Below are 25,307 nucleotides of genomic sequence, written 5' to 3'. Positions count from 1 at the left end.
CTCATGACCGTGCACAGCGAGCGGCGCCTGTTCCCCGTCGCGGCCGAACGGCTCTACGAGCTGGTGGCCGACGTGGAGCGCTATCCCGAGTTCGTCCCCGGCTGGCGCAACGCCCGCGTGCTCGAGCGCACGGGCAACGAGGCATGGGTGGAGCAGACCCTCGGCCTCGCCGGATTCCAGATGCGGTTCACTTCGAGAGCGTTCTTCGACCCGCCCGGGCGCCTCCGGATCCGCGCGGAGGACGGCCCGTTTCGCCGGCTGGCGATCGACTGGCGGTTTGAGCCAGTGGAGGGGGGCTGCCGCGTGGAGCTGCGGGTCGATTTCGAGCCTGGTTCGTTTCTTCTCGACCGGACGGCCCGCGCCCTGCTCGGCCCGATGGGCCGGCGCGTGATGGAGGCGTTCGAAGCCCGGGCGCGCTGGGTCTACTTGCTGACCGGTCTCGGGGCCTATCTATGGCTGACGGGGGTGGTGGTCGCGGGCCTGTTGCCCCCGGCAGCTTTGCTCGGCCTTGCCGCCACGCCCCTCACCGCCTTGGCAGGACGCGACTTGCTGCGTCATGCCTTCGAGCCGGGCAGGCTGCAGCCGGCGATCGAGCGCACCATCGCCGTCGCCTCCCTCCACGGTGCGCTTCTCGCCGCGGGGCTGGTGCTGGGACGCCTCCTGGGTTGAGCGGGCCTGCCTCCCCTCAATCGCAACCCATCCCCCTCCCGGCCTCCCCCTTGAAGGGGGGGGATGACATGGGCATGCCAGGCCGCGGGCAGGCTGGGGTGGGGATGGGTTTCCTCCCCTTCAAGGGGAGGGTTAGGGTGGGGATGGGTTTCGAGTCGTAGGCGCGCTGCGCCGTTCGGTGCGTTTCGCCTGCCTGCCGCGACCGGTGCGGCGCAGGCAGGCTGCGCTGCACGCACCCTACGACTGCCTCGGAAGCTCAACGCCGGCGCACCTCGACCGAGCCCACGGTTCGCTTCGAAGACCCACCGCCCGGCGGCGCCCCTTCCTGTTCCTGGGGTCGGGCACCAGCACCCGTGGCCTGAACGTCTTGGGCGGCCGCCGGTTGTTCGGTCTTGAGCCGGGCCAGGGCGTGGCGCGCCTCCGCCTCGAGCTTGAAGGGGCCCCGGAACACCGCCTCCTCGTTGAAACGCCGCGGTTGCCGTCCCGGCGCCGGGGGCCAGCTCACGACGTACCAGCCCTCTGGGAGGGATTGCCCGTCGCGCCGCCAGTACACGTGCTCGCGTCCTCCCGCGTCCACCAGCCGGCATTCGCTGGTGACGCGAACCACTTCATAGTCTTCGTAACCGGTTCCCATGGCGGTCATGCTCATTCATAGCCCATCGCGCGGCGCGGCAGAACCTTGATTTCGTCTTTCACTTGCTTCACTCCCGGCACCCGCTCCGCCGCGACCCGGATCGCGTCCTTTACTTCCCCGGAGGCAGCGACCCCCCACAGGTGGACTACGCCCTCGGAAACCACCGCGTTGACGAAGACGGTCCCGGCCCCCACGGACTGCACAGCCTTGAGCACCTCTTCCCTCAGCGTTCTATCGTCTGCCGAAACCTGTTTCTCGGGCGGCTGCGCCACGAGCGCCTGGAGCAGGTTGGCCCGGCTGACGATGCCCACAACTTTGCCGTCGCGCACCACCGGGACGCGCTTGATGCGGTGCTTTTCCAGCAGCGCCGCGATCTCCTGGAGCGACGCGTCTTCTCCGACGGTGATCACGTCGCGGGTCATGACGTCCCGGGCGTGAAGACCGTGGGACTTGACGTATTCCCGGGCCTCCTCCCGCAGATCGCTGAACAAGGCGAGCCACCAGGACGGGCGGCGCTGGGTGCCCGATTCGGGCCGGCGCATGAGGTCCCCCTCGCTCACGATACCCAGCAGCCGCTCCTTCTCGTCCACCACGGGCACGGCGCTGATGCCGCGCTCCAGCAGCAGCCGGGCGATCTCGGAAACCTTGGTCTCGGGCTTTACCGTCACCACGGGGGTGGTCATCACGTCCTTGGCTTGCATGCTCGTTTTCTCCTTCCAACGCCGTCGCCGGTCCTGTTGAGCCTTCGGTAAGCGGTTGACAAACCATTTACCGCCATCCATTTCACCTCGCCCCATGGGAGAGGGGCATCCCCCTTCTTTTCCTCCTCCTCCAGCGGGGGAGGGGGACTGTCCAGTCCCTCTCTCCCTCCGGGAGAGAGGGAAGGAGAGAGGGCGGGTGAGGGCAAGCGTCGTCAAGCATTTTTACGACGCGCAACAAGACGCCGGGCGCCCCTTCACTATAGACCATTCTCCCGGATTCGGCTGAATCCATTTTGATCTAGCTCAAACAATTCGAAACGACATGGAAAGCTAACGCATGTACGCCTCGGTCGCGTAGCGGCGCATCATGCGGTGGCTGTTGAAGTAGGACGCGTTCTTGCAGATGGCGCCCTTCATCACGGCGATCCAGCCGGACGGGTCGCTGGCGGATGCGTCGTACAGCGGTAGCACCACCTGCTCCAGCTTGCGATAGAGGGACGCCGCGTCGCTTTCCGCGGCCGCTTGCGCCCCGTCCCCGATGGCCCACCCCGTGACGCCCTCGATGCAGCCCTCGATCCACCACCCGTCCAGGACGGAAAGATGGGGCACGCCGTTGAACGCGGCTTTCATGCCGCTGGTGCCGGAGGCTTCCAGGGGCGGGAGCGGCGTATTGAGCCACACGTCGCAGCCGGAGACCATGGCGAGCGCCGCATCCATGTCGTAGTCGGGGAGAAAGGCGATGGGAAGGATTCCGGCGAACTGCCGCATGTGGGCGTGGAGCAGCTCGATCAAGCCCTTGCCCGGCTCATCGCGAGGGTGGGCTTTCCCCGCCAGGAGGAGCTGGAAGGGCCGCTCCCGGGCGATGGCCTTCAGGCGCTCCACGTCGGTGAACAGGAGGTCGGGCCGCTTGTACGCCGTCATGCGCCGGGCGTAGCCGATGATCGGCTGTTCGGGCAGGAAGGCGATTCCCGCAGACGCTTTCACTTTCTCGATGAGCCGGGTCTTGGCCTGGCGATGGGCGTCCCAGATCGCCGCGTCCGGGATCCGGTCGGCGCGCACCAGAAGCTCGGGCTCGTGGCACCAGCCGGGAAGATGGGCGTCGTAAAGCCGCCGGAAGCTTTCGCAGGTCCAGGTGTAGGGGTGCACGCCGTTGGTCACCGCGTGCACCCGATAGCCCGGATACATCCGGCGGGACACTTCGGCATGGCGCTTGGCCACGCCGTTCACGTACTCGGAAAGGCTCAGGGCGAGGCGCGTCATGTTGAGTTCGTCTCTGCCCGCCAGGGACTTGAGCGTCTCCAGGTCGATGAACTCCCCCAGCACTCGCCGCACCAGGTCGTAGGAGAAGCGATCATGGCCCGCCTCCACCGGGGTGTGGGTGGTGAAGTTGCACAGGTCCCGCACCCGCGGGATGTCGAAGGGCGGCTCCCCGGGCCGCACGTCCTCCGGAGGGTAGGCGTGGCGGCGCAGGAGCTCTAGAGCGAGAAGGGCGGAATGGCCCTCGTTCATATGGTATTGCCGCACGGTGAAGCCGAGGGCCTGGAGCAGGCGCACGCCCCCGATGCCGAGCACGATCTCCTGCTTCAGCCGGTAAGCTTGGTCCCCGCCGTACAGGAAGTGGGTGATCTCCCGGTCTTCCGGCTGGTTCTCGTCCAGGGCGGTGTCGAGGAGGATGACGGGCACTTGACCGCCCATGTGGCCTTGCACCACGTAGAGCCAGCTCCGGATCCAGACTTCTCGCCCTTCGATCCTCACTGCCACCTTGGCGTTGAGCGGGGTCGTCCAGCGCTCCGGCTCCCAGGGATCGGGCCGCTCCACTTGGCGCCCGGCGGCGTCGATCTCCTGCCGGAAGTAACCGGCGCGGCTCACCAGGGTGACACCCACCAGGGGCAGCCCCAAGTCGGCGCTCGTGCGCATGGTGTCCCCGGCCAGCACCCCCAAACCGCCGCTATAGGTGGGGATTTCGTTGCGCAGAGCTATTTCCATGGAGAAATAGGCGATGCGCGGCTCTCGAATAAAGTCGTCCAGCATCGAAAGATTCGCCTTTCGCGAAGGATGGAAGCCCAGACGCGGCCGTCAGTCCTTGGGAGCGGAAGGGCGGTAAGGGCGCCGGTAGATCAGATAGTACACGAGGGCCACCATCAGGCTCCCGCCGGCCACGTTGCCGAGGGTGACGGGCACCAGATTGCCCAGGATGCCGCTCCAGTCGAGCGGCGAGGCCGCCTCCGCGACGAATTCGTCCTGGAGCATCCAACCCAGGGCGAGGAAATACATGTTGGCGACGGAGTGCTCGAAGCCGGCCGCGACGAAAGCGGAGATCGGGAAGACGATGGCGAGCACCTTATCGGTCACGGATCGGCCCGCCATCGCTAGCCACACGGCAAGGCACACCAGCACGTTGCATAGTACGCCCTTGAAAAACGCCTCGACGAGCGGAAGATGGGCTTTCGCAGCGGCGATCTTGACCGCCTGCCGGCCGATGGCGCCTCCGGCCATCTCGGGGTGCTGGGACAGGTAGACCACCACCGCCAGGCCGGCGGCGCCGACGGCGTTAGTGACGTAGACGACGGTCCAATTGCGCAACATCTCGATCGTGGTGATCTTGCGATCGGCCCACGCCATGACCAGGAGGTTGTTGCCAGTGAAGAGTTCCGCCCCGGCTACGACGACCAGGATCAGCCCCATGGAAAAAGCGACCCCGCCTAGCACTCGCGAGGCAGCGAAAGGCAGCGAGGCGTCGGACGTCACCAAGGTGAAGTAGAGAGCGCCGAGCCCGATAAAGCCTCCGGCCAGTACGCCCAGCATGGCCATGGCGGGGAGGGGCAGCCGCGCCTTAGCCACGCCCACCGTTTCCACCTTATCGGCGATTTCCTGGGGCGAATACGCGTCGAATCCGTAAAGCTGCGTCATGCGCGGATGATCCGGGTCGAGCTCCCGGCAGATGATCGAGGAATCATCGGCCGCCTGCCGAGAAGGAGGCGAGGCAAGCGCGGTCGAGGTGTTTCACAACGCTCGGCGCGGCGACGCGACCCGGCTCCCGACGACCGGGCGCGGAGCCTCTTAGCTCTCGTCGCGGCGGCCTTTCGACTCAGGCTCTCCTTACGGCCCCGCCGGCGGCGATGCGATTACCCCATCATAAGGAGCGCCGCTACGGGTGGTCGCTTGAACGGTCATCGCCCGTCCTTCCGTCAGCATACCAGGGCCAGAGGCGCCGCGCCCGGCCCGGGCAGGAGCGGCCCGCTGCGGCCGTTGCGCAAGGCGCGGCGGGATCGTTCGGCCGACCGCCGCGGCGTCGAATCCGGGCGCGGCGAGCGCTCCGGCGGCTGCCTTTCACGGTCCAGGACGCGCCTCAGCCCCTTCACGTCGAGAATGCGCACCCGCTTCAGATTGACCTCCACCAGGCCGGCGTCGTGGAGCCTGGAGAACGTGCGGCTCACGGTCTCCAGCGTGAGCCCGAGGTAGCTACCCAGCTCCTCCCGGGTCATGCGCAGGTGGAATTCCTCCGAAGAATATCCGCGCGAGGCGTAGCGGTAGGCCAGGTTCAGGAGGAAGGCCGCCAGTCGCCCCTCCGCGGCGAACGAGCCCAGCAGCATCATGGCGGTCTGCTCCCGAACGATCTCCTCCGCCATGATCTTGTGAAAGCGCCTTTGCATGAGGGGCGAGTCGAGGAGCGCCTGCTCGAGCGCCGGGAACGAAGCGGAGCAGACCTCCCCGTCTTCCAGCGCTGTGGCGGTGTTGATATGGACCTGGGGTCCAATGCCGTTGAGCCCGAGCATCTCCCCGGCCATGTAGAAGCCTCCTACCTGCTCCCGTCCGTCGGCGTACAACATGGCGGTCTTGAAAAAGCCGCTGCGGATTGCGTACAGATTGTTGAACGGATCGCCGGACCGGAACAGGGATTCCCCCCGCCGGACCCGGCGGCGCACGTGGACCAGCGGGTGAAGACCCTGGCGAGGCTCGGCTGGCGCGTAAGCCAGCAGGCATGCGCGCCGCACGGGGCATCCTGCGCAATCCGCCTGCGCCTGGTCTCCGGGACCGGTGCCCATGCCGGTGGCGGCGCCGCCGCGATTCTTGCCTAACCGGTACAACGCGTTTGCCTTGTCCACACCCATCTCATTCTCCTTTGCGCGTTTTCGGGCAGTCCAGGGCGTTCCCGGCCGCGTGTTTATGCCTGGGGCAAGAAGCTTTTCGCGAGACTCTCCAGGACGCCCTTCACCCGATCGAAATCGATCGTCTTATCGAGAAAATAGTCGGCGCCGGCTTCCATGCACTTGCGGAAGAACTCGTCGGAGGGATAGTTCGTGAGCACGATGGTCTTGATCCCGAGGCCCTCGCGGGCGATCCCGTGCAGGACATCGATCCCGCTGCCGTGCGCCAGCATGAGATCCACGATCACCGCATCGGGGCGGGTGCGCGCGATGCCGTCGATCGCCTCCGGCGCGCTGGACGCTTCCCCCACGATTTCCACAGAGGCGATCTCTCCTAGCATGGTGGTGAGCCGCTCCCGTACCGGCGCCGAATCCTCTACGATGAAAACCTTCACCGCCCTTGTTTCCGTAACGCTCTTCGTGGGCCCATTATGCAGGTCCCCGGGAGCGCCGGGCATCGGAGGATGCTTAAAGTGCGCGCAGGAATGCGCGAAGTGCCGTAGGAAAATTCCTATAGAGGCGAATTCCCGGGGCCAGAGGCTCCGGTGCGGAGAGGACGCCTACTCTTCCGGGTCGCGGACGAGGCGGTGCTTCACTGCGTAGCGCACCAGCTCCGCGGTGCTGCCCATGTTCATTTTCTGCAGGATGCGGGCCTTGTGGGTGCTCACCGTTTTTACGCTGAGGCACAGGCGCTCGGCGATGTCGGTGACGCCGAGCCCTGAGACCAGCATCTCGAAGACGGTGAGTTCCCGATCGGAGAGCTGGGTGTGGGGAAGGCTGCTAGTCGTGGGGCTGAAGCTCATCGCCAAACGCTCGGCCATGGCTACGCTCAGGTAGGCCCCGCCCGCGGCGATCTTGCGGATCACCGCCACGAGCTGCGCTGCGTCGGTATCCTTGGTGAGGTAGCCGGACGCGCCGGCCCGCAGGGCCCTCACGGCATACTGCTCTTCCTGGTACATGCTGAGCACCAGAATCGGGAGCTTGGGTTTCTCGGCCTTGAGCTGCTTGATGAGCTCGATGCCGCTACGGCCAGGCATGGACATGTCCAGCACCAGTACGTCCCAATCCTGTTCGCGGACCTTGCGCAGCACGTCGTGGCCGTCTACCGCCTCGCCCGCCACGATCAGATCTCCGGTCTCGGCGAGGATCTGCTTGAGACCGTCGCGCACGATCGTGTGGTCGTCGGCGAGAAGCACTCGGATCATCGGGCTTCTCCCGCCGCGGCGCGGTTCAACGGAACGCTCACTTCCACGGTCGTACCTTTCCCAGGACTGGAACGCACCATGGTCTCTCCCCCCAGCGCCTGCACGCGTTCGCGCATGCCAAGAAGGCCGAAGGCCCCGCTTTTGCGTTCCTCGCCCGGCGCCATCCCCTTGCCGTTGTCCTGTACTTTGAGCACCAGCGCGCCGTTGGGGGCGGCCAGGGAGACGTTTACCCGGGAAGCGCCGGAATGGCGTGCCACGTTGGTCAAGGACTCCTGTAGGGCGCGGAACATGGCGGTGGCCAGGCGATCGTCCAGCGCCAGGGAATGCTCGTCCACGTCGAGGTCGAGCTGCGCTTTGATCCCGGTGCGGCGGGAGAAGTCCTGGACCAGCCATTCAGCCGCTGCTACTAGTCCAAGCTCGCTCAGCACCAAGGGCCGGAGTTCGGCGGATATCTGCCGGGTCGCGCGCACCGTGGCGTCGATGGTTGCCTTCATGCCGTTCAACTTCTCCAGCACCGCCAGCGAACCGGAGGAAAGCCGCGAGGCGAGCCAAGAGACATCCATGCGTAGCGCTGTCAGTTGCTGGCCGAGCTCGTCGTGCAATTCCCGGGAAATGCGCGCCCGCTCCTCCTCCCGCACGGATTCTAGCGCTGCCGTCAGCTCCCGCAGCCGGTCGTGGGATTCGCGAAGCTCCTCTTCCGCCTGCCGCCGCAGGGTGATGTCCCGCAGGACCACGGTGTAGAGCCTTCTGCCGCCTACCATTACCTGCGAGATGGAGGCGTCGATGGGAAACTCTTCTCCGCCGGCGCGCAGCCCGTACAACACGGTGGTATCGCCCATCTTTCTCGAGGTTGCGCCGGTGGCGGCAAAGCGTTCCACGTGTCGCCGATGCGCGGCGCGAAAGCGCTCTGGAATGAAGCGCTCCAATGGCGATCCGATCGCCTCCGCGGCGGGGCAGCGGAATACCTTCTCCGCCGCCGGGTTGAAGAGGACAATGCGCTGGTTTTCGTCGACGGTGATGATCGCGTCCATGGCCGACTGAACGATGCCGCTCATGCGCGCCTCGCTGTCCCTGAGGGCCCGGCCCATGGCGGCTTCCCGAGATAACTCGCGGGCGAGGAAAACGCCGGCGGCGACCAGCAGCAGCGTCACCGCCGCGGCACCGGAGGCGATCAAGGCCGCATCGCGCCGCCACTGGGCGAGCAGAGCGTCCTCGCTGCGGCATACTTCGACCACGAGGGGGAAAGGCCCGACCTCGCGCACGCCGACAAGGGTAGCGTTGGCTCCGGCAGTGCGCAGAACGTGGGTTCCCCCGATATCATTGCTCGGCTGCGCCAGGGCCAGGAACGCGGGAGAGCCGGCGTAGGAGCGGCCGATCAGCGCCTCGTCCCGTGGCTGGCGCACCAGCAAGGTGCCGTCGCGCAGGAACAGACTGACCGAGCTGTTGCGGCCCAACTCGAGATCCCGGTAGAGCGCTTCGAAATACGCTGGGTCCAGAGCCGCCGAGAACACGCCCAGGAACTCGCCGCCGGGACCGTCGATGCGCCGGCTCGCCTGGATCGTCCATTGCCCGGTGAGGCGGCTCCGGGTGGGTTTGTCGATGTACAGGCCGTAGCCTGGATTTTCCACGTGCACCTTGAAATAGTCCCGGTCGCCGGCGTAGAGCTTGGGGGTTGGAAAGGCCTGCGAGTGCAGGGACAGACGTCCCTGGGCGTCGAGAATGAAAAGCGCCCGGATCTGGGGCACGCCGCTGAGGCGGGCCTGCATCAGGGCGCGCACGGTTCCCTCCTCCATGAGCTGGGGTCGCGTCTGCCCCTCCCGCACGCGTTCGGTCGCGCCTTTGAGGATGAGGTCGACGCTCTGCAACGTCCGCGCCGTTTGCTCCGCCAGGATGCGGCTTAGGTTGGCGATCTCGCGCTCGGCGTCGGCGATCTGGCGGCTGCGCAGCTCCCCCAGGATGAGCGCGGTGCCGGCGACGATGGCGATCGCCAGCGCGAACACCGACCCCAGAACCACGCGGGTGGCCGGGATCAAGGGCGTTCGGCTGCCCGGGCCGAGAGGATCGGGGAAAACGCTCATGGGGGACAGGGCCCTCCAGGGGCGGTTCGAGCGAAGCCATTCTAACACTTCGTCTTTCTGAGTTGCCCGGGTGGAGGCTGGCCGGGCGAGCCGAATCGAGGCGTGGCGCTGAAACGTCCTTTGATGTAGGTCAATACTCTGTCCGATGGGGCGGGTATCGTTAATCGAAGCTTGGTGCGCCGGCAGCCGGCCGGATGGCCCAAAAGGGAAAGGAGAGACCATGAAAGTCGGAGATATCTGTACGCGCGAAATCGTGTCCACCGACCACACCGCCACCCTTGATCAGGCTGCCGCGCTGATGCGGGAGCACCACGTGGGGGCTTTGCTCGTCACCCAAGACACGCCGAGCGGACCCATGGCCGCGGGCGTGGTCACCGACCGGGACCTGGTGGTCCTGGCGATGGCCCGCGGGATTGCTCCCCAGCAGGCAGCGGTCGGCCAACTGGTAAGCGGCCGGCTCGTCACCGTGCGGGCGGAGGCGAGCGTCGACGACGCCATCGATGTCATGCAGAGCGCCGGCGTGCGCCGCGTCCTGGTGACGTCCGGCGACGGCCAGCTCGAAGGCATCGTCTCGCTGGACGATGTGCTGGAGGCGCTCGCCGACCAGGTGGCCGGGCTCGCCCGGGCGGTCCGGGGCGGCATCGCGCGGGAAACGGCGACGCGCGGCTTGCTGTCCTTCGAGGAAAGGCCCGTGCGGGTGCCCGTGGAGAGCGGATGATTTTCCGGGACCGGATCGACGCGGCCCGCCGGTTGGCGACGGCGCTGGCGAAATACCGCGGCGCGCGCCCCCTGGTGCTGGCGATTCCCCGCGGCGCCGTCGAGATGGGGCGCGTGCTGGCCGACGAGCTGGACGGCGAGCTGGACGTGGTGCTGGTCAGAAAGCTGGGCGCGCCGTTCAATTCCGAGTTCGCGGTAGGCGCGGTCGATGAGTCCGGCTGGACGTATGTGGCCGACTACGCGCCCCAGGCCGGGGCAGACCCGCAGTATCTCGAGGCGGAGAAACGGCGCCAGTTGCAGGTCCTGCAGGCGCGCCGGCGTAAGTACACGCCAGGGCGCGAGCCGATCGATCCGGCGGGAAGAACCGTCATCGTGGTGGACGACGGGCTCGCCACCGGCGCCACCATGATCGCGGCCCTGCACGCGGTGCGGGCGAAGAAGCCGGCCTGGCTCGTCTGCGCGGTTCCGGTGGCGGCGCGGGACAGTCTCGAAAAGGTGAGGGGCTACGCGGACGAGGTCGTGTGCCTCCACGCGCCGGAGGACTTCGGGGCCGTGAGCGCGTTCTATCTCGACTTCCCTCAGGTGGACGACGACACGGTGGCCGCGCTGCTCGCGGGACGAAGGCCTGCGCGTACGGAAGCGCTTTGAGTTCAACACGGATGCCCCGCGAAATCTTGCCTGCCTTTCAGGAGCCGCCCCACGGCTAGCGGATGCTCCGTGGGCGCCCGCCCGAAGGCGGGGACACCGGCGGTAATGGCACGCGCCCGGCCGAGATCAGTCCGGAGGAAGCCGGGAAAGATGCGCCGAGCCGAAGTGGCGCAGGAACCAGGCGCTCGCCTGGTGCGCCACCTCCTCTAGCGTGCCGGGTTCTTCGAACAGATGGGTGGCACCCGGGATGATGGAGAGCTGCCTTTCGCAGGTCATCACCTCGTAGGCGGCCTGATTGAGCTCGATCACCACCTCGTCCCGGCCTCCGACCAGCAGCAGGGTGGGGGCGCGCACCCGGCGCAGCGCCTCCCGGCCGGCCAGATCCGGCCGGCCGCCCCGGGAGACGACGGCGGCGATTTCGTCCCCGAGTTCCGACGCCGCCTGCAGGGCCGCCGCCGCGCCCGTGCTGGCGCCGAAATAGCCCATCGGCAGGGAGGCGCAACCCGCCTGCCGGCGCAGCCAACCGGTGGCGACCATCAGGCGCCGGGTGAGGAGGGGGATATCGAAGCGGGTCTCGTAATCCCTGTCCTCCTCCACCGTCAGCAGATCCATGAGCAGGGTGCCGATCCCAGCCTCGCGCAAGACTCGCGCCACGTAATTGTTGCGCGGAGAATGCCGGCTGGAGCCGCTGCCGTGGGCGAACAACACCATTCCCCGGGCCGATTCCGGCGCCTCCAGCATGCCTTCGATCACGGCCGGGCCGTCCGGGATGTGGACGAGTTTATGCATGGGGAAAGGGGACGCTGGGCTCATGGCGGAACGTTTGAGCGGGGCATGGTTTACACAGGGACGATTCGCCGGGATGGATGTCCACGCAGCCTTAAACCTACCGGCGGAGGTCGGATGGGGCGTCGATCCCGGTCAACGGAAACATCGTCCTGCGGCGAGACCCGGCGCCTCCCGTTCCGGGTATGTTATAAGAAGCGACGACGCCCTGCCTATCCCGGCCCACGCCGATTGCGATCGATGATGTCCAGGACCCGCCGGCGCCGTTTTGCGCTTCGGAAGGGCATTGACCCATATCAAAGGCCTGGATCGAATTGAGTGCATCGTGGCCCTGTCCCAAGGGGACGATAGGCGGTGCGAGCGAGGCGGCGATGACGGAATATAGCCATAGCGGGGGAGGGGGTGGAGAGGCCCTGGACGGGGGGTTCGCCCGCGTTCTGGAGACGAGCCTCGCCGCCTGGAGCCTCTACGGGGGGATGGACGCCTGGCGCCGGGCGTGGGGTCACGCCTTGGACGCGGTGGGCCTGGGACCCCAGGAGACGCCGGGCCGAGTGGTGCTGGCGCGCCCTCCCGTCACGCTCAAGGCGTATCACCGCCCGGCCGAGGGCGGCCCGGCGGTACTCCTCGTGCCGGCGCCCTTCAAGCGGGCCTATCTCTGGGATCTGGCGCCTCGAGCGAGCGTGGTGCGCCGGTGTCTCGAGGCCGGCTTTCGGGTCTACTTGCTGCAATGGGAGCCCCCGGGCGAGGCGGAAGCGGAATACGGGTTAGCTCAATACGCGGGCCGGTTGCTCCTGGAGGCCCTGGAGGCCGTCGCCGCCGACGGCGGCGCGGCCCGCCCCGGCCTCATCGCCCATTCCCTGGGCGGCACCTTCGCCGCCGCCTTCACGGCGGCCCATCCGGAGCGGGTGGGGGCGCTGGCCTTGCTCGCCGCGCCGCTCCACTTCGGCGAGGGCATCGGCACCTTCGGCCGCACGCTGGCGGCCCTTTCCCGCACGGGCCTCCCCGAGCGGCTGCCGGCCAACGTCCCCGGCTCCTATCTCAACACCCTGAGCGTGCTCGCTTCCCCGAAGACGTTCCAGCTCGACCGCTGGCTCGACTGGCTCTCCAGCATGGGGGACGCCGAAGCGGCTCAGACCCATCTGCGGGTGGAGCGCTGGGCCCTGGACGAGACGCCGCTGCCGAGGAGGCTCTTTGCCGAGATTGCCGCCTGGCTGTACCGGGAGGACCGCTTCATGCGCGGCACCCTCGAGCTCGGCGGCCGGCGGGCGGCGCCGGAGCGCCTGGCGATTCCGGTGCTGTGCGCGGCCGACCCCCGTTGCGACATCGTGCCGCCCCAATCGGTGGTACCCTTCTACGAAGCGCTGCCGGGGGCGAACAAGGCGCTGCTCTGGTACCACGGCGACACCGGCGTGGCGATCCAGCACGTGGGCCTGCTGGTGGGGCGCAACGCCCACCGGCGCCTGTGGCCCGAGATCCTGCGCTGGTTAAGCGGCGCACTGGCGCACGACGGATCCGGGAAGCGAGAACGGCAAGGGTGACATGGAAGCGCCGACCTACGACTATTTCGAGCACGACGCCGACATCGGCGTGATCGGGCGAGGGCGGACCGTGACCGAAGCGTTCGAAGCCGCAGCCCGGGCGATGTTCGCCATCATGACCGATCTCGCCCAGGTCGGTCAGGCGCTCACGGTCCAGGTGGAGTTCGAAGAACCGGACGTGGAGCTGGCCCTGGTCACCTGGCTCAACCGGCTGCTGGGGGCGGCGCGGGAGCACGGCGCCGTCTTCAGCCGGTTCTCCCTGGAGCGGCGCGGGGATCGCTGGGTGGGGGAAGCTTCCGGCGAGGCCTGGACCTCCCGCATGGAGCGGGGCGTGGAGGTGAAGGGCGCGACGCTCACCATGCTTTCGGTCCGGGAGCGGGACGGGGAATGGGAAGCGCGCTGCGTGGTGGACGTTTAGAGTTGCCGCCCGGGGCACTGGCAGACCGTCACCGTCCGCTGCGTTTTGCTTCGCTCAGCGCTTCTCGCTCGATTTCGAGATAGGCTCCAAGCTTTTCGAGCGTTCACTTGAGCCGATGCGCCGGGGGAAGTCCATGTCCGAACCGCAGGCTTCGGTATGGGCCGCAGCCCGCGCATACCTCGCACGCGGCTGGTCGGTGGTCCCGGTGGAGCGGCGTGGCAAACGGCCTGTGGTTCCGTGGGCCGAGTTCCAGCGCCGCCTTCCGACGGAGGATGAGCTCGAGGCGTGGTTCCGGCACCGCGGCGAGGCGAACCTGGCCATCGTCACCGGGGCCGTGTCCGGGCTCGTGGTGCTGGACGTGGATCCCCGGCATGGAGGCGAGCAGAGCCTCGCCGCCCTCGAAGCCGAGCATGGCGGGCTGCCCGTCACCGTCGAGGCGACGACCGGGGGAGGGGGACGGCACTGCTATTTCTCCCACCCCGGCGGGCTAGTGCCGAACCGGATCGCCATCGCCTCGGGCATCGACTTGCGCGGAGACGGCGGCGTGGCGGTGGCGCCCCCGTCGTTGCATCCGAGCGGGCGGTGCTACGCCTGGGTGCCGGGACGCAGCCCCGATGAGGTGCCTCTGGCGGCCGTACCCCCGTGGCTCCTGCGCCTGGTGCTGCCCGCGGGACCGCGGACGGGACATCCGATCGCCCATTGGCGGAGCCTCGTGCGGGAGGGCGTGGAGGAAGGGCAACGCAACAACACCATCGCTTCCCTGGCCGGACACCTCTTCTGGCGCGGCGTCGACCCGCAGGTGGTGCTCGAGCTTCTGCTCGCCTGGAACAGGGCGCGATGCCGTCCTCCCCTGGCGGACGAGGAAGTGGCCCGCGTGGTGGAGAGCATCCTGCGTCTGCACGAGCGGGAGCGGGAGGAGGCGGTTCCGTTCGATCCAAGTCAAACAGGAGGAATCCGAGATGGAACTCATCACCGTGAAGATCGATAAACCGGAAGCGGTCAATTTCATCCTAGGGCAGACCCACTTCATTAAATCGGTGGAAGACATCCACGAGGCTCTGGTCGCCGCGGTTCCCGGCATCAAGTTCGGCCTGGCTTTTTGCGAAGCTTCCGGCAAATGCCTCGTCCGCTGGTCGGGCACCGATCCCGCCATGGTGGAGCTCGCCCGGAAGAACGCCATGGCCATCGCCGCCGGCCATTGCTTCATCGTTTTCCTGGGCGAGGGCTTCTACCCGCTCAACGTCCTCAATACGCTCAAGGCGGTGCCGGAGGTGTGCCGCATCTTCTGTGCCACGGCCAATCCGACCGAAATCGTCCTTGCCGAAACGGCGCAGGGGCGCGCCATCCTGGGCGTGGTGGACGGCTTTCGCACCAAGGACATCGAGGGCGAAGAGGACATCCAGTGGCGGAAGGATCTGCTGCGGAAGATCGGCTATAAGCTTTGAGGCAGACGCGTGGCTGTCCGAGCTCCCATTATCGCCCGCTTTCCGGTCGATCCTGAAAGGATCCGCCGTCTCCAGGCCCACGTAGCGTTCGCCGGGAAGCTTGGGGCCGTCGCGCAAAAGGGCGAAGCGCAGGCGCTCCCGGATGGACGGGGGCGCAGGCTTAGGGGATCTCAACGGGGAAGCGCCGCCTTCACCGTCCCCGCACCAGCATCACGGGGATCGGGCTTCGCCGGGCGACGCCTTCCGCCACGCTGCCCAGCAGAAGGTGCTCGAAGCCGTGCCGCCCGTGGGTCCCCATGACGATGAGATCGGCAGGCCACCGGGCGGCTTCTTCCACGATGGCCCCCGGGATGCGCCGTCCGCCGGCGTCGATCAGTTCGGTCGCGGCCGGCACGCCCGCCTCGCGCGCCCGGTTCTCCGCCCGCGCCAACGCCGTCTCCCCCTCCCGCTTGAACGCCTCGGTGAGGTCGATGGGTCCCCCGCCGGAGGAGGCCACGAAGTGCTTGAAGACGTGGACGATCCGTACCTCGGCGCCCTGCTCCTTCGCCAGTTGGAGCGCCGTTTCCAGCGCGACTTGCGATGTGGCGCTTCCGTCGATGGGAACAAAGATGTGCTTGAACATCGCGGTCCTTTCCTTGGTTCGACCCAGGCATCTTTCGCCAGTTTAGGCGCGCCGAAAAGGCGCCGGTTTGATGCAAGTCAAACCGGCCGACCCCCGCTCGTGCTGTAATCGGCCTGGGCATTCCGGTGGCGCCGTCGAGATGCCGGGCGGTGCCCGCCCTCGCCGGCCCCTCTCCCTCTGGGGAGGAGATCGCCCAGTCCCTCTCTCCTTCCGGGAGGAAGGGCGGGACGACGGGAACTGGTTCATCGACCATTTGCTGCAGACGCAGAAAGGAGTAGCGCCATGTCCGTCGCGAAAATCATCGAAATCAGCGCCGAATCCACCCAGAGTTTCGAGGACGCGATCCGCCAGGGGATCGAGACCGCGTCCAAGACGGTGCGCAACATTCGCGCCGCCTGGGTCAAGGAGCAGCAGGTGGTGGTCGAGGGCGGAAACATCGCCAAGTACCGAGTGGACCTGAAGGTCACCTTCGTCCTGGAATGAGCCGGCCGCCGCGCGGGCCTACCGGCCCATGGACCGAACCGCCTCTCTCCAGTCCCGCAACGCCGCCGCCGAAGCGCTCAAGCGCGTGCGGCACGCCCTGCGGGCTTCCCCGGCTACGCCCGTCCCCATGGGATCTGGCTGACCCTCGAGCCGTGGACGATCGAAACGGGCTCTTGACGCCCACCCTCAAGCTCAAGCGCCCGGAGATGGAGAAGCGCTTCGCCGCCCAGATCGAAGCGCTCTATGCCAAGCACGATCGGGACCGACCCCGTCGCCAGGTGAAATCCGGCGCCGGTTTGCGCTAGATCAAACCCGGGTGTCTCTAGAAACGGCATATTGATCCGGTCGGCTTTGGCAAGGCGGTCCAGTTTTTGGTCCGCCGCTATTGAGCCTCCGGTAAATGGTCGACGAACCATTTGCCGCCGTCCTCCTCCCGGCTGGGGGAGGAGGAAGAGGGGATGCCCTCTCCCCGAGGGAGAGGGCGGTATGATCCCGAAGGGATCGCGTGCATCGTTTCGACCAGGAGGATTCATCATGACTGAGGAAACGAAAAAGGAAGTGGCCGTCACCAAAGGAAAGGAAGTCCGACGGGTCCCGGCTAGGGCGTTGAGCCCGTTCGAGGACATCGAGCGCATGCTCGAGGATTTCTTTTCCTACCGCTGGCCGCAGCCGTTCCGGTGGGAGTGGCCGGCCGTCCCCGATGTGGCAAGGGTCGGGGCACGGATACCGAAGCTCGACGTCATCGATCGCGACGCCGAAGTGGTGGTGAGGGCTGAGGTGCCGGGGGTGAACAAGGAGGACATCGAGATTTCGCTCACCGGCAACGTGCTCACCATCAAGGGCGAGACCAAACGCGAGGAGAAGGAAGAAAAAGGCGATTACTATCGCTGCGAGATTTCCCGCGGCGCGTTCTCGCGCACCGTTTCGCTGCCGGCGGAAGTGGACGAATCGAAAGCCAAGGCGTCGTTGAAAGACGGCGTGCTGGAGATCACGCTGCCCAAGACGGAGACGGCGAAGAGGCGCACCATCAAAGTCGAATGAACCGTGCGGTTGCGCCGCCGGGCGCGGCGGCCAGGGAAGCGTCTTGGCGGGGTCTGCTCGATCGTTTACGACACGGCGGAAGGCCGGACGCTAAAGGTCGCTGAATTCACGGGCGATCGGGCGGGTATTGGGACCCGAAGCCGACCGATGGGAGCCTGCCCCGCCGCCCGTGCCTTCAGTCCGCTTCGCGCTCGATCGCGCAGCAGTGGGGGGCCGCCGTGCTCTCCTCTGCCGCCGTGACGACCACGCCCCGTACAGGGTTGGGGCGGTACGTGGTACAGCCTTTCAGCCCGCGGTCGTAGGCGAGGTCGTAGATGTTTTGGAACGCGTCGAACGGGAAATCCTCCGGGACGGCGATCGTCTTGGAGATGGAGTTGTCGACGAACGGTTGCAGGGCCGCCTGCATCGCCACATGGCCGTCCGGGGGCACGTCCGAAGCGCGGACGAAGGCCGGCGGCAAGCCCTTGCGGTCGCCCGTCAGCCGCCGCCACAAAGCCACGGCGTAATCGACCAGCTCGAAGGCGGACGTGGTGCCGTCCTCGTGCAGCATGCTGCGGCGGAATTCCGCGGCAAAAGCCGGCTCCAGGCCGCTCGACACGTTGCCGGCCAGCAGGCTGATGGTCCCGGTCGGGGCGACGGCGATCAAGTGGCTGTTGCGGATGCCGTGCCGCGCGATTCCGTCCCGGATGTCCGCCGGCAGCGATCGGATGAATTCGCCGTGGAGGTACTGGCCGCGCTCGAAGAACGGGAACGGCCCCTTCTCCTGGGCGAGTTCGATGGAGTTGCGGTAGGCGCTGTGGCAAATCAGGCGCATGACCTCGGCGGCGAGCGCGCGTGCCTCGGGCTCGGCATAGTGTAGGTTAAGCATGATCAAAGTGTCGGCGAGCCCGGTGATGCCCAGACCGATACGCCGCGTGCCGCGCGCCTGTTCTGCCTGCTGCGCGAGCGGGAACTGCGAGGCGTCGATGACGTTGTCCATGAGCCGCGCGGCGACCGTCGCCGTCTCGCGGATGCCTTCCGTGTCCAGGTGCGCCCGGTCGGTGAACGGCTCGCGCACGAAGGCGGTGAGGTTCACCGATCCCAGATCGCAGGCGCCGTACGGCGGCAGCGGCACCTCGCCGCACGGGTTCGTCGCGCTGATTCGCTCGCGGTACCGGAGATTGTTCTGCCGGTTGATGCGGTCGATGAAGAGCACGCCCGGCTCGGCGTAGTCGTAGGTCGCGCGCAGGATCATGGCCCAGAGATCGCGGGCTTTGAGCGTCCTGTGGACGCGGCAGCGCACGGGCTCGTCGTGCCCGGGCCAGTCGCGCAGGACGGTTTCCCCTCCGGGTTCGTCCGCCGCCGTGGCGGGGAAGACAAGGGGCCAATCCCGGCCCAGGCGGACTGCCTCGATAAAGGCGTCGGTTACCAGGACCGACAGGTTGAAATGCCGCAACGCGCCCGGCTTCCGCTTGGCCGAGACGAACTCTTCGATGTCGGGATGGTCGCAGCGCAGGGTCGCCATCATCGCCCCGCGCCGCGCACCGGTGGATAGAAGGGTCGCGCACATGGCGTCCCAGAGGCCCATGAAGGAGACGGGCCCGGAAGCGATGGCGCCGACGCCCTTCGCACGCGTGCCCCGCGGGCGCAAGGTGGAAAAATCGTAGCCTACGCCGCCGCCCTGCTGCATGGTGACAGCACCCTCATGGAGGGCGCGGAAGATGCCCTCCATCGAGTCCTCGATCGTCCCCATCACGAAGCAGTTGAAAAGCGTGACGTTGCGCCCGGTGCCGGCGCCGGCCAGGATGCGCCCGCCGGGCAGGAATTTGAAATCTTCCAGGATGTCGAGGAAGCGCCGCGTCCAAGCCTCCCGGTCGCGCCATTCCACGGCGCCCAGCGTCCGCGCTACCCGGCGCCAGGTGTCTTCGATGGTGTGATCCCCGCCGTTTGCCCCGTCCCGATACCGGTACTTGGTCTCCCAGACGTGCCTCGACGCTTGCGTCAAGAATCCCACTTGCCGGCCTCAGCGGCGGCGCTGCGCCTCGTTCGCCTGCTCGCGCGCGACCACTTTGACCGCCGCGTCCAGCTCCTCGGCGAGGACTTCCAGCACGTCGTCCAGCGCCAGGATGCCCGCCAGGGCGCCCTCGGCATCCACCACCGGCACGCGGCGCACGCCGCGGGCGCGCATGATCTGCAGCGTCTCGTATACGTCGTCGTGCTCAGCTGCGGTGGCGGGCTCCCCGCCCATGATGTCGCCGACGGTCAGGGCGGCCGGGTCCAGCCCTGTGGCCACCACGCCGACGACGATATCCCGGTCGGTGACGATTCCGACGGGAATACTCCGCCCGCTGGACTCGTCCACCACCACCACATCCCCGACGTGGTATTCGCGCATCAAGCGCGCTGCCTCGAGGACGGTGGTGTCGCAGGTCGCGATCACGACTTCCCGGGTGCAGATCTCGCCGACATCCATGATTTCCTCCTTGGGCGGACGGTCGACGCAGCGGGCGCGTCTGCGCCGCTTTACGCTTTTAGTATTCCGCCGCCCGTCTGGAAGCGCTTTGACCCAGATCAAAGCCGGGCCGCACCCTGCGCCTGGACCTGGGGCTCGGATAAGAGCGAAAATCTCCTCCGCGCTCCTGGAACCGGGAGTGTCCCTCGGGCCGAGCCGGCCCGAGGGAAGGCCGGCCGTTTCTCCGTCTCCCGCATGACACCGATAAGGCCAAGGAGATCTTCGATGCCCAAGCCAAGAAAATCCCTTCCCCCGGAACCTGCCGAAGCCGACCTGCAGCAGTCGAGCGCGCGCTCGATCGCGAAACAGGAACAGCTCAAGCGCATCGTCAAGCAGCATCCCCAGCGCGACATCCCCCGGGTGGAGAGCGTCGAACCGGCCGACGCGCCGCCGAAGGAATAAGCGGCGGCACCGCCCCGGCGGTTTCCCGCCGCCGGCGGTTCCCACGGAACCCGGTGGACGAGTCGCTTACCGGCGTCCGTCCGGCGAAGCCGGGCTATCCCGCGGCCGATGGCGCTCGGCTTGGAGCGCCGGGCTTCATACCGCCGCCCCCCGAAGGCGCGCACACCGGGCGGTGGCGGGTTCTGCAGCCGCCGGATCTGTCCGCCGATCGCGCGCCGGGTGAGCGGCTCGGACACCGCGCGGCCGGCTCGTGTTGATATAGATCAATTTGCAGGGCGGCGCGGACTTTAGAATGAGAATGACCGCTGCGCCCGTAGGATGCCCCCGATCCCATGAACAGGCCGGCACCGTCCGCCATTTTCCAGGCCCTGAGCCCCGAACTGCTGTGCGGCTATTGCCACCCGTCACGTTTCCCGTTTGAGACGGCCGACGAGCTCGAAGCCCTGGACGAATTCGTCGGGCAGGCGCGGGCGGCGGGGGCCGTGCGCTTCGGCATCGGCATCCGCAGGAATGGCTATAACCTCTACGTGCTCGGGCCGCCCGGGGCGGGCAAGCGCACGCTGGTCCAGGAATTCCTAGCGCGCCGGGCGAAAGGCGAAGGGCGGCCCTCCGATTGGTGCTACGTCCGCGATTTCGAACAGCCGCACAAGCCCAGGGCCTTGCGTCTGCCGCCCGGGCGCGGCGTGAGGCTGCGCAACGACATGCGGCAGCTTGTGGACGAACTGCGCGTGGCGATCCCGGCCGCGTTCGAGAGCGAGGAATACCGCGCCCGTGCCCAGCAGATCGAGGCGGAGTATGCCGAGCGCGAGGCGACGGCCCTCGAGAAGCTCGGAGAGGAGGCGGCGCGGGAGGGGATCGTGCTGTTGCGGACGCCGGTGGGCTTCTCCTTCGCTCCCGCGAAGGAGCGCGAGGTGATCGCCCCGGAGGAGTACGAGCGGCTTCCGGCGGAGGAGAAGAAGCGCATCGAAGAGGTGGTTGGCCGGTTGCACGAAAAGCTCGCCGCCATCGTTCACCAGAGCCAGCAGTGGCGCAAGGAACGGCGCGAGCGCATCCGCCAGCTCAACGGCGAAGTGGTCATGTTCGCGGTCGGCCACCTCACGGAGGAGCTGAAGGAACGTTACGGCGATCTGCCGGAGGTGCAGCGGTACATCGATGCCGTCCAGTCCAACGTGGTGGAGACGATGGACGAATTCCGCAAGCCGGAGGAGCGTCCCCCCGCCGTCCTCGGGGCGCAGGTCGTCGAGACGCCGTCCTTCCGGCGCTTCGAGGTCAACGTCCTGGTGGACCACGCCGAGCAGGACGGCGCCCCTCTCGTTTTCGAGGACCATCCCACGTACCAGAACCTGGCGGGGCGCGTGGAGCACATCGCCCACATGGGCGCCCTGGTCACGGACTTCACGCTGATCAAGCCCGGCGCGCTGCACCGCGCCACCCGGGTCCGTCGCTGCGGAGCGCTGGTGGTGCCGGGCAATGTCGTACCCGGGGAAGAGACGCTCCGGGAGCTGTTGCGGGCGATTCCGTGTCCGATGCTCATCGCGCCGTGAGGCTGCGCGATGAACGCGTACTACGAGTTCGCCCTGCTGCTCGCCGTGTCGGCCGCCGCCGGCACGCTGGCGGTGCGGCTCAAGCAGCCCCTGATCGTGGCCTTCATCCTGGTGGGGATCCTGGCGGGGCCGGCCGGGCTCCAGTGGGTGCGCAGCTACGACGAGGTCGCCCTGCTCGCCGAGATCGGCGTCACGGTCCTGCTGTTCGCGGTGGGGCTCAAGCTGGACCTGCACCTGGTGCGGCACCTGGGGCCGGTGGCCCTCGCCACCGGCCTGGGCCAGCTCGGCTTCACCATCGTGTTCGGCTACCTGATCGGCCTGGCCTTGGGAATGGGTCATCTGGAGGCGGCCTACGTGGCCGTCGCCTTGACCTTCTCCAGCACCATCATCATCGTCAAGCTCCTTTCCGACAAGCGCGAGATCGACTCGCTGCACGGGCGCATCGCCCTCGGTTTCCTCATCGTGCAGGACGTGGCGGTGGTGCTCGCCATGATGGCGATCGGCACCCACGGCGCGGCGGGGGCGGCCGCAGACGCAGCGCAGCTCCTCGCCCGGCTGGGGATCAAGGTGGGCGGGCTGGCGCTCTTCATTTTCGTGGCCATGCGCTTCCTGCTGCCGCGCCTGCTCCACGTGATGGCGCGATCCCAGGAGCTTTTGCTGCTCTTCGCCATCGCCTGGGGCGTCGCCCTGGCCTCGGCCGGGGACTGGCTCGGCTTCGGAAAGGAGGTGGGCGCTTTTCTCGCGGGCTTCTCCCTGGCCTCCACGCCCTACCGGGACGCCATGGCGACGCGGCTGGTCAGCATCCGGGACTTCCTCCTGCTGTTTTTCTTCATCGATCTCGGGGCCAAGCTGGAGCTGCCGGCCCTCGGTGAGGAGCTTCCGGCGGCGGTGGTGTTCTCCCTGTTCGTGCTGGTGGGCAATCCGCTGATCGTCATGGCCATCATGGGCTACATGGGCTACCGCAAGCGCACCGGCTTTCTCGCCGGGCTCACGGTGGCCCAGATCAGCGAGTTCTCCATCGTCTTTGTCGCCATGGGCATCTCCTTGGGCCATGTGGGATCCCAGACCCTGGGGCTCGTGACCCTGGTGGGGCTGGTGACCATCGCCCTTTCCACCTACATGATCCTGTATTCCCAGACCCTCTACGGCTGGGTGGGGCGCTGGCTGGGGGTGTTCGAGCGGCGCCATCCGTTCCGCGAGGCGGCGGTGGAGCGCGCCGGGGCGTCGGCGTATGGTGCCGACGTGATCGTGTTCGGGCTGGGCCGCTACGGGCGCCGGCTGGCCGAGCAGTTACGCGACCAAGGCGTGGCCGTGCTCGGCGTGGACTTCGACCCGGAGACGGTCCGGTCCCGGCGGCGGCAGGGGTTGCGGGTGATCTTCGGCGACGCGGAGGATCCCGAGGTGCCCTCCATGCTGCCCCTCGGCCGCGCCCGCTGGGTGGTGAGCACGCTGCCCCAGCGGGACGTGAACCTGGGGCTGCTCAAGGCCCTCAAGGCCTATGGCTTCCGCGGCACGGTGGCGATGGTGGCCCACGACGAGGAGGATGCCCGGGCGCTGCGGGCGGCGGGCGCCGACCGGGTGCTGGCGCCGTTCCGCGACGCGGCGGATTTCGCCGCCGGGGTCATCGCGAAAGAGATCGTTTGAGGAGGGATGCTATGGGCGAGCCCGAGACCTTTCTGGCGGCGACCGACTTTTCCGAACGGGCCGATGCGGCGCTCGAGCGCGCGGCGGGGCTCGCCGCGCGCCACGGCGCCCGCCTGCTGCTGCTCCACGTGGTGGAGCGCTACTCCCTGGAGACGCTGCGGCGGCTCGGGGCCGCCGCCGGGGCGGGGCCATTGCCGGAACTGGTGGAGCGGGCGCGGGAGGTCCTCGCCGAGCGCTCCGCCCGGCTGGCCCAGACCCACGGGATCGCCGTGCAGCCGGAGGTGGCGGTCGGCCGGGTGTACCGGGAAATCGTCGATCGGGCCGGCGCCCGGGGCGCGGCCCTCACGGTGATCGGCGGGCACGGAGAGCACTTTTTCCGCGACCTGGTCCTGGGGGCCACGGCCCAGAAGGTGGTGCGCCACAACGAGGGACCGACCCTGGTGGTCAAGCAAGGCGCGACCCAGCCTTATGGGCGCGTTCTGGTGCCGGTGGACTTCTCGCCCGGCTCCCGCGCGGCGCTGGAGGCCGCGCGCCGCCTGGCGCCCGATGCCGCCCTCACGATCCTCCACGCCTTCGAGCTGCCCTTCGAGGGCAAGCTCTTTTACGCCGGCGTGGACCGGGACGTGGTGGAGCAATACGTACAGGCGGCCCGGCGGGAAGCCCAGGCGGACCTGGATGCTCTCCTGCTCGAGTGGGGGGCCGAGGGCGAGCGCCCCGAGGCCAAGGTGGTTCACGGCTACGCCCCCGACGTGATCGTGAACGCCGCGCGGCACGACGCCTTCGACCTGGTGGCCCTTGGCGCCCGGGGCCGCTCGGAGCTGGCGCGCTTCGTGCTGGGCAGCGTCTCCCTGCACGTGATGATGGAGGCCCCCTGCGACGTGCTGGTGGTCAACAAGGTTCGCTGAACTCCCGTTTCCAGCCGTGGTCTGCCGTGTATCCAGCGAAGGAGACCCCGAGGGAGGAACCCTATGAATCCTTTGAAGCGACTGGAACAGTTCGGACAATCCTTCTGGATCGATTCCATTTCCCGCGAGCTCATCGCCTCCGGCCAGCTCGCCCGGCTCATCGCTGAGGACGGGCTCAAGGGGCTCACGTCCAATCCGGCTATCTTCGAGCAGGCCATCGCCCAGGGCCGCGAGTACGCCGCCGCCGTTCGGCAGGCCCTGAAGGAGGGCGATCCGCCCCCGGAGGAGCTCTACGAAGCGCTGGCCATCGCCGACATCCGGGACGCGGCCGACGTTCTGCACCCGGTGTTCGAGGCCACGGGCGGCCGCGACGGCTACGTGAGCCTGGAGGTTTCCCCGCGCCTCGCCCACGACACCCGGGCCACTGTCGAAGAAGCCCGCCGGCTGTGGCGCCGGGTGGATCGTCCCAACCTGATGCTGAAAGTGCCGGCGACGCCGGCGGGGCTGCCGGCCATCGAGACTCTCATCGCCGAGAGCATTAACGTCAACGTGACCCTGCTCTTCTCCCGGGCCGTGTACGAGAAGGTGGCCCAAGCGTACATGGCGGGCCTGGAAAAGCGCCTGGCCGCGGGCCTCAGCCTCGATTCCATCGCCAGCGTCGCCAGCTTCTTCGTGAGCCGCATCGACACGGCCGTGGACGGCCTGCTCGACGAGCGGCTGGAGGCGGGAGTGTCCGGCGCGGAGCGCGCCCGGCTCGAAGGGCTGCGGGGACGGGTGGCGATCGCCAACGCCAAGCTGGCTTACCAGTCCTACAAGGCCCTCATCGCCTCCGAGCGCTGGCGGCGGCTCGCGGCCCGGGGCGCGCGGACCCAGCGCCTGCTGTGGGGCTCCACCAGTACCAAGAACCCGGCCTACCGGGACGTGGTTTACGTGGAGGAGCTGATCGGTCCGGACACCGTCAATACCATGCCCCCCGCCACCATCGACGCCTTCCGCGACCACGGCCGGCCGCGGGCGAGCCTGGAGGAAGGGGTGGAGGAGGCGCGGCGCGTCTTGGAGCGGCTGGCGGAGGCGGGCATCGCCCTGGAAGAGGTCACCGACCGGCTGCTGGACGATGGAGTACGGCGCTTCGCCGAAGCCTACGACCGGCTGCTCGCCGCCGTGGCCCGGGCGCGCCACGCGGCGTGA

26 protein-coding genes and 1 pseudogene are annotated in these 25,307 nt (G+C 67.9%); 15 read left to right on the top strand and 12 right to left on the bottom strand.

Annotated features, from left to right (window positions below; genetic code table 11):
* The first annotated feature begins 3 nt into the window (after window positions 1–3).
* On the top strand, window positions 4–669 hold the full coding sequence (locus ACUVYZ_RS06230; RefSeq protein WP_439933219.1) for a type II toxin-antitoxin system RatA family toxin: 666 nt from the start codon (window positions 4–6) through the stop codon (window positions 667–669).
* 256 nt (window positions 670–925) lie between these two features.
* On the opposite strand, the gene ACUVYZ_RS06225 is transcribed toward ACUVYZ_RS06230, so the two are convergent.
* From ACUVYZ_RS06225 to ACUVYZ_RS06190, 8 genes are all read right to left on the bottom strand, one after another.
* The gene (locus ACUVYZ_RS06225; protein ID WP_439933220.1) at window positions 926–1,303 is read right to left on the bottom strand and encodes a hypothetical protein; all 378 of its coding nucleotides are present in this window, start codon (window positions 1,301–1,303) and stop codon (window positions 926–928) included.
* An 11-nt stretch (window positions 1,304–1,314) separates the two neighbouring features.
* Window positions 1,315–2,004 carry a CBS domain-containing protein gene (locus ACUVYZ_RS06220; RefSeq protein WP_439933221.1) on the bottom strand — a complete coding sequence of 230 codons (690 nt, stop codon included), beginning with the start codon at window positions 2,002–2,004 and terminating at the stop codon, window positions 1,315–1,317.
* A 330-nt stretch (window positions 2,005–2,334) separates the two neighbouring features.
* A complete protein-coding gene (glgP, locus tag ACUVYZ_RS06215; protein ID WP_439933222.1) occupies window positions 2,335–4,035 on the bottom strand; it encodes an alpha-glucan family phosphorylase in 1,701 nt (566 codons plus the stop codon).
* A 45-nt stretch (window positions 4,036–4,080) separates the two neighbouring features.
* The gene (locus ACUVYZ_RS06210) at window positions 4,081–4,914 is read right to left on the bottom strand and encodes a formate/nitrite transporter family protein (RefSeq protein WP_439933223.1); all 834 of its coding nucleotides are present in this window, start codon (window positions 4,912–4,914) and stop codon (window positions 4,081–4,083) included.
* Between the two features lie 278 nt (window positions 4,915–5,192).
* Window positions 5,193–6,116, bottom strand: coding sequence for a helix-turn-helix domain-containing protein (locus ACUVYZ_RS06205; protein WP_446033044.1), 924 nt, complete (start codon window positions 6,114–6,116; stop codon window positions 5,193–5,195).
* Window positions 6,117–6,169: 53 nt separating this feature from the next.
* A complete protein-coding gene (locus ACUVYZ_RS06200; RefSeq protein ID WP_439933225.1) occupies window positions 6,170–6,547 on the bottom strand; it encodes a response regulator in 378 nt (125 codons plus the stop codon).
* Window positions 6,548–6,712: 165 nt separating this feature from the next.
* On the bottom strand, window positions 6,713–7,357 hold the full coding sequence (locus tag ACUVYZ_RS06195; protein WP_439933226.1) for a response regulator: 645 nt from the start codon (window positions 7,355–7,357) through the stop codon (window positions 6,713–6,715).
* Window positions 7,354–9,435 carry a PAS domain S-box protein gene (locus ACUVYZ_RS06190; RefSeq protein ID WP_439933227.1) on the bottom strand — a complete coding sequence of 694 codons (2,082 nt, stop codon included), beginning with the start codon at window positions 9,433–9,435 and terminating at the stop codon, window positions 7,354–7,356. The genes ACUVYZ_RS06195 and ACUVYZ_RS06190 overlap by 4 nt, the downstream gene beginning before the upstream one ends.
* 220 nt (window positions 9,436–9,655) lie before the next feature.
* On the opposite strand from ACUVYZ_RS06190, the gene ACUVYZ_RS06185 reads away from it, so the two are divergent.
* Window positions 9,656–10,153 carry a CBS domain-containing protein gene (locus ACUVYZ_RS06185; RefSeq protein WP_439933228.1) on the top strand — a complete coding sequence of 166 codons (498 nt, stop codon included), beginning with the start codon at window positions 9,656–9,658 and terminating at the stop codon, window positions 10,151–10,153.
* Window positions 10,150–10,800: a phosphoribosyltransferase gene (locus ACUVYZ_RS06180; RefSeq protein WP_439933229.1), complete on the top strand. Its 651-nt coding sequence runs from the start codon at window positions 10,150–10,152 to the stop codon at window positions 10,798–10,800. Before ACUVYZ_RS06185 ends, ACUVYZ_RS06180 begins: the two co-directional genes overlap by 4 nt.
* A gap of 126 nt (window positions 10,801–10,926) precedes the next feature.
* On the opposite strand, the gene ACUVYZ_RS06175 is transcribed toward ACUVYZ_RS06180, so the two are convergent.
* Window positions 10,927–11,613 carry a dienelactone hydrolase family protein gene (locus tag ACUVYZ_RS06175; RefSeq protein WP_439933230.1) on the bottom strand — a complete coding sequence of 229 codons (687 nt, stop codon included), beginning with the start codon at window positions 11,611–11,613 and terminating at the stop codon, window positions 10,927–10,929.
* A gap of 344 nt (window positions 11,614–11,957) precedes the next feature.
* On the opposite strand from ACUVYZ_RS06175, the gene ACUVYZ_RS06170 reads away from it, so the two are divergent.
* The 4 genes from ACUVYZ_RS06170 to ACUVYZ_RS06155 all read left to right on the top strand — a co-directional run bounded on the left by ACUVYZ_RS06170 (window position 11,958) and on the right by ACUVYZ_RS06155 (window position 14,987).
* On the top strand, window positions 11,958–13,124 hold the full coding sequence (locus tag ACUVYZ_RS06170; protein WP_439933231.1) for an alpha/beta fold hydrolase: 1,167 nt from the start codon (window positions 11,958–11,960) through the stop codon (window positions 13,122–13,124).
* Window position 13,125: 1 nt separating this feature from the next.
* Window positions 13,126–13,542, top strand: a complete 417-nt coding sequence (locus ACUVYZ_RS06165) for an archease (protein ID WP_439933232.1) — start codon at window positions 13,126–13,128, stop codon at window positions 13,540–13,542.
* A 133-nt stretch (window positions 13,543–13,675) separates the two neighbouring features.
* Window positions 13,676–14,530, top strand: coding sequence for a bifunctional DNA primase/polymerase (locus tag ACUVYZ_RS06160; RefSeq protein WP_439933233.1), 855 nt, complete (start codon window positions 13,676–13,678; stop codon window positions 14,528–14,530).
* The gene (locus tag ACUVYZ_RS06155) at window positions 14,502–14,987 is read left to right on the top strand and encodes an adenosine-specific kinase (RefSeq protein WP_439933234.1); all 486 of its coding nucleotides are present in this window, start codon (window positions 14,502–14,504) and stop codon (window positions 14,985–14,987) included. Before ACUVYZ_RS06160 ends, ACUVYZ_RS06155 begins: the two co-directional genes overlap by 29 nt.
* Window positions 14,988–15,177: 190 nt before the next feature.
* On the opposite strand, the gene ACUVYZ_RS06150 is transcribed toward ACUVYZ_RS06155, so the two are convergent.
* The gene (locus ACUVYZ_RS06150) at window positions 15,178–15,609 is read right to left on the bottom strand and encodes a universal stress protein (RefSeq protein WP_439933235.1); all 432 of its coding nucleotides are present in this window, start codon (window positions 15,607–15,609) and stop codon (window positions 15,178–15,180) included.
* A gap of 282 nt (window positions 15,610–15,891) precedes the next feature.
* Between ACUVYZ_RS06150 and ACUVYZ_RS06145 the strand changes: the two genes are divergently transcribed.
* The 3 genes from ACUVYZ_RS06145 to ACUVYZ_RS06135 all read left to right on the top strand — a co-directional run bounded on the left by ACUVYZ_RS06145 (window position 15,892) and on the right by ACUVYZ_RS06135 (window position 17,133).
* A complete protein-coding gene (locus ACUVYZ_RS06145; protein WP_439933236.1) occupies window positions 15,892–16,092 on the top strand; it encodes a dodecin family protein in 201 nt (66 codons plus the stop codon).
* 152 nt (window positions 16,093–16,244) lie between these two features.
* Entirely contained in the window at window positions 16,245–16,397 is a 153-nt protein-coding gene (locus tag ACUVYZ_RS06140) for a hypothetical protein (protein WP_439933237.1), read from the top strand.
* Window positions 16,398–16,578: 181 nt separating this feature from the next.
* A complete protein-coding gene (locus tag ACUVYZ_RS06135) occupies window positions 16,579–17,133 on the top strand; it encodes an Hsp20/alpha crystallin family protein (RefSeq protein ID WP_439933238.1) in 555 nt (184 codons plus the stop codon).
* Between the two features lie 175 nt (window positions 17,134–17,308).
* Here ACUVYZ_RS06135 and ACUVYZ_RS06130 read toward each other — a convergent pair whose 3' ends face one another.
* Together ACUVYZ_RS06130 and ACUVYZ_RS06125 are read right to left on the bottom strand one after the other, a co-directional pair.
* Window positions 17,309–19,126, bottom strand: coding sequence for an adenosylcobalamin-dependent ribonucleoside-diphosphate reductase (locus ACUVYZ_RS06130; RefSeq protein WP_439933239.1), 1,818 nt, complete (start codon window positions 19,124–19,126; stop codon window positions 17,309–17,311).
* Between the two features lie 9 nt (window positions 19,127–19,135).
* Entirely contained in the window at window positions 19,136–19,585 is a 450-nt protein-coding gene (locus tag ACUVYZ_RS06125) for a CBS domain-containing protein (RefSeq protein ID WP_439933240.1), read from the bottom strand.
* A 264-nt stretch (window positions 19,586–19,849) separates the two neighbouring features.
* On the opposite strand from ACUVYZ_RS06125, the gene ACUVYZ_RS06120 reads away from it, so the two are divergent.
* The 5 genes and pseudogenes from ACUVYZ_RS06120 to tal all read left to right on the top strand — a co-directional run.
* Entirely contained in the window at window positions 19,850–20,026 is a 177-nt protein-coding gene (locus ACUVYZ_RS06120) for a hypothetical protein (RefSeq protein WP_439933241.1), read from the top strand.
* A gap of 332 nt (window positions 20,027–20,358) precedes the next feature.
* Complete coding sequence (locus tag ACUVYZ_RS06115) at window positions 20,359–21,570, top strand: Lon-like protease helical domain-containing protein (protein ID WP_439933242.1); 1,212 nt, start codon at window positions 20,359–20,361, stop codon at window positions 21,568–21,570.
* A gap of 9 nt (window positions 21,571–21,579) precedes the next feature.
* Complete coding sequence (locus tag ACUVYZ_RS06110) at window positions 21,580–23,214, top strand: cation:proton antiporter (RefSeq protein WP_439933243.1); 1,635 nt, start codon at window positions 21,580–21,582, stop codon at window positions 23,212–23,214.
* 11 nt (window positions 23,215–23,225) lie between these two features.
* Complete coding sequence (locus ACUVYZ_RS06105; RefSeq protein WP_439933244.1) at window positions 23,226–24,119, top strand: universal stress protein; 894 nt, start codon at window positions 23,226–23,228, stop codon at window positions 24,117–24,119.
* Window positions 24,120–24,182: 63 nt separating this feature from the next.
* Window positions 24,183–25,295 (top strand): annotated as a pseudogene (gene tal / locus ACUVYZ_RS06100) (transaldolase); the annotation flags it as partial.
* Window positions 25,296–25,307 lie beyond the last annotated feature (12 nt).

The sequence above is a fragment of the Pelomicrobium sp. P1 genome (assembly GCF_052805615.1).
Note: the sequence above shows the minus strand (reverse complement) of the source record. Positions and strands in the feature narration are given on the sequence as shown.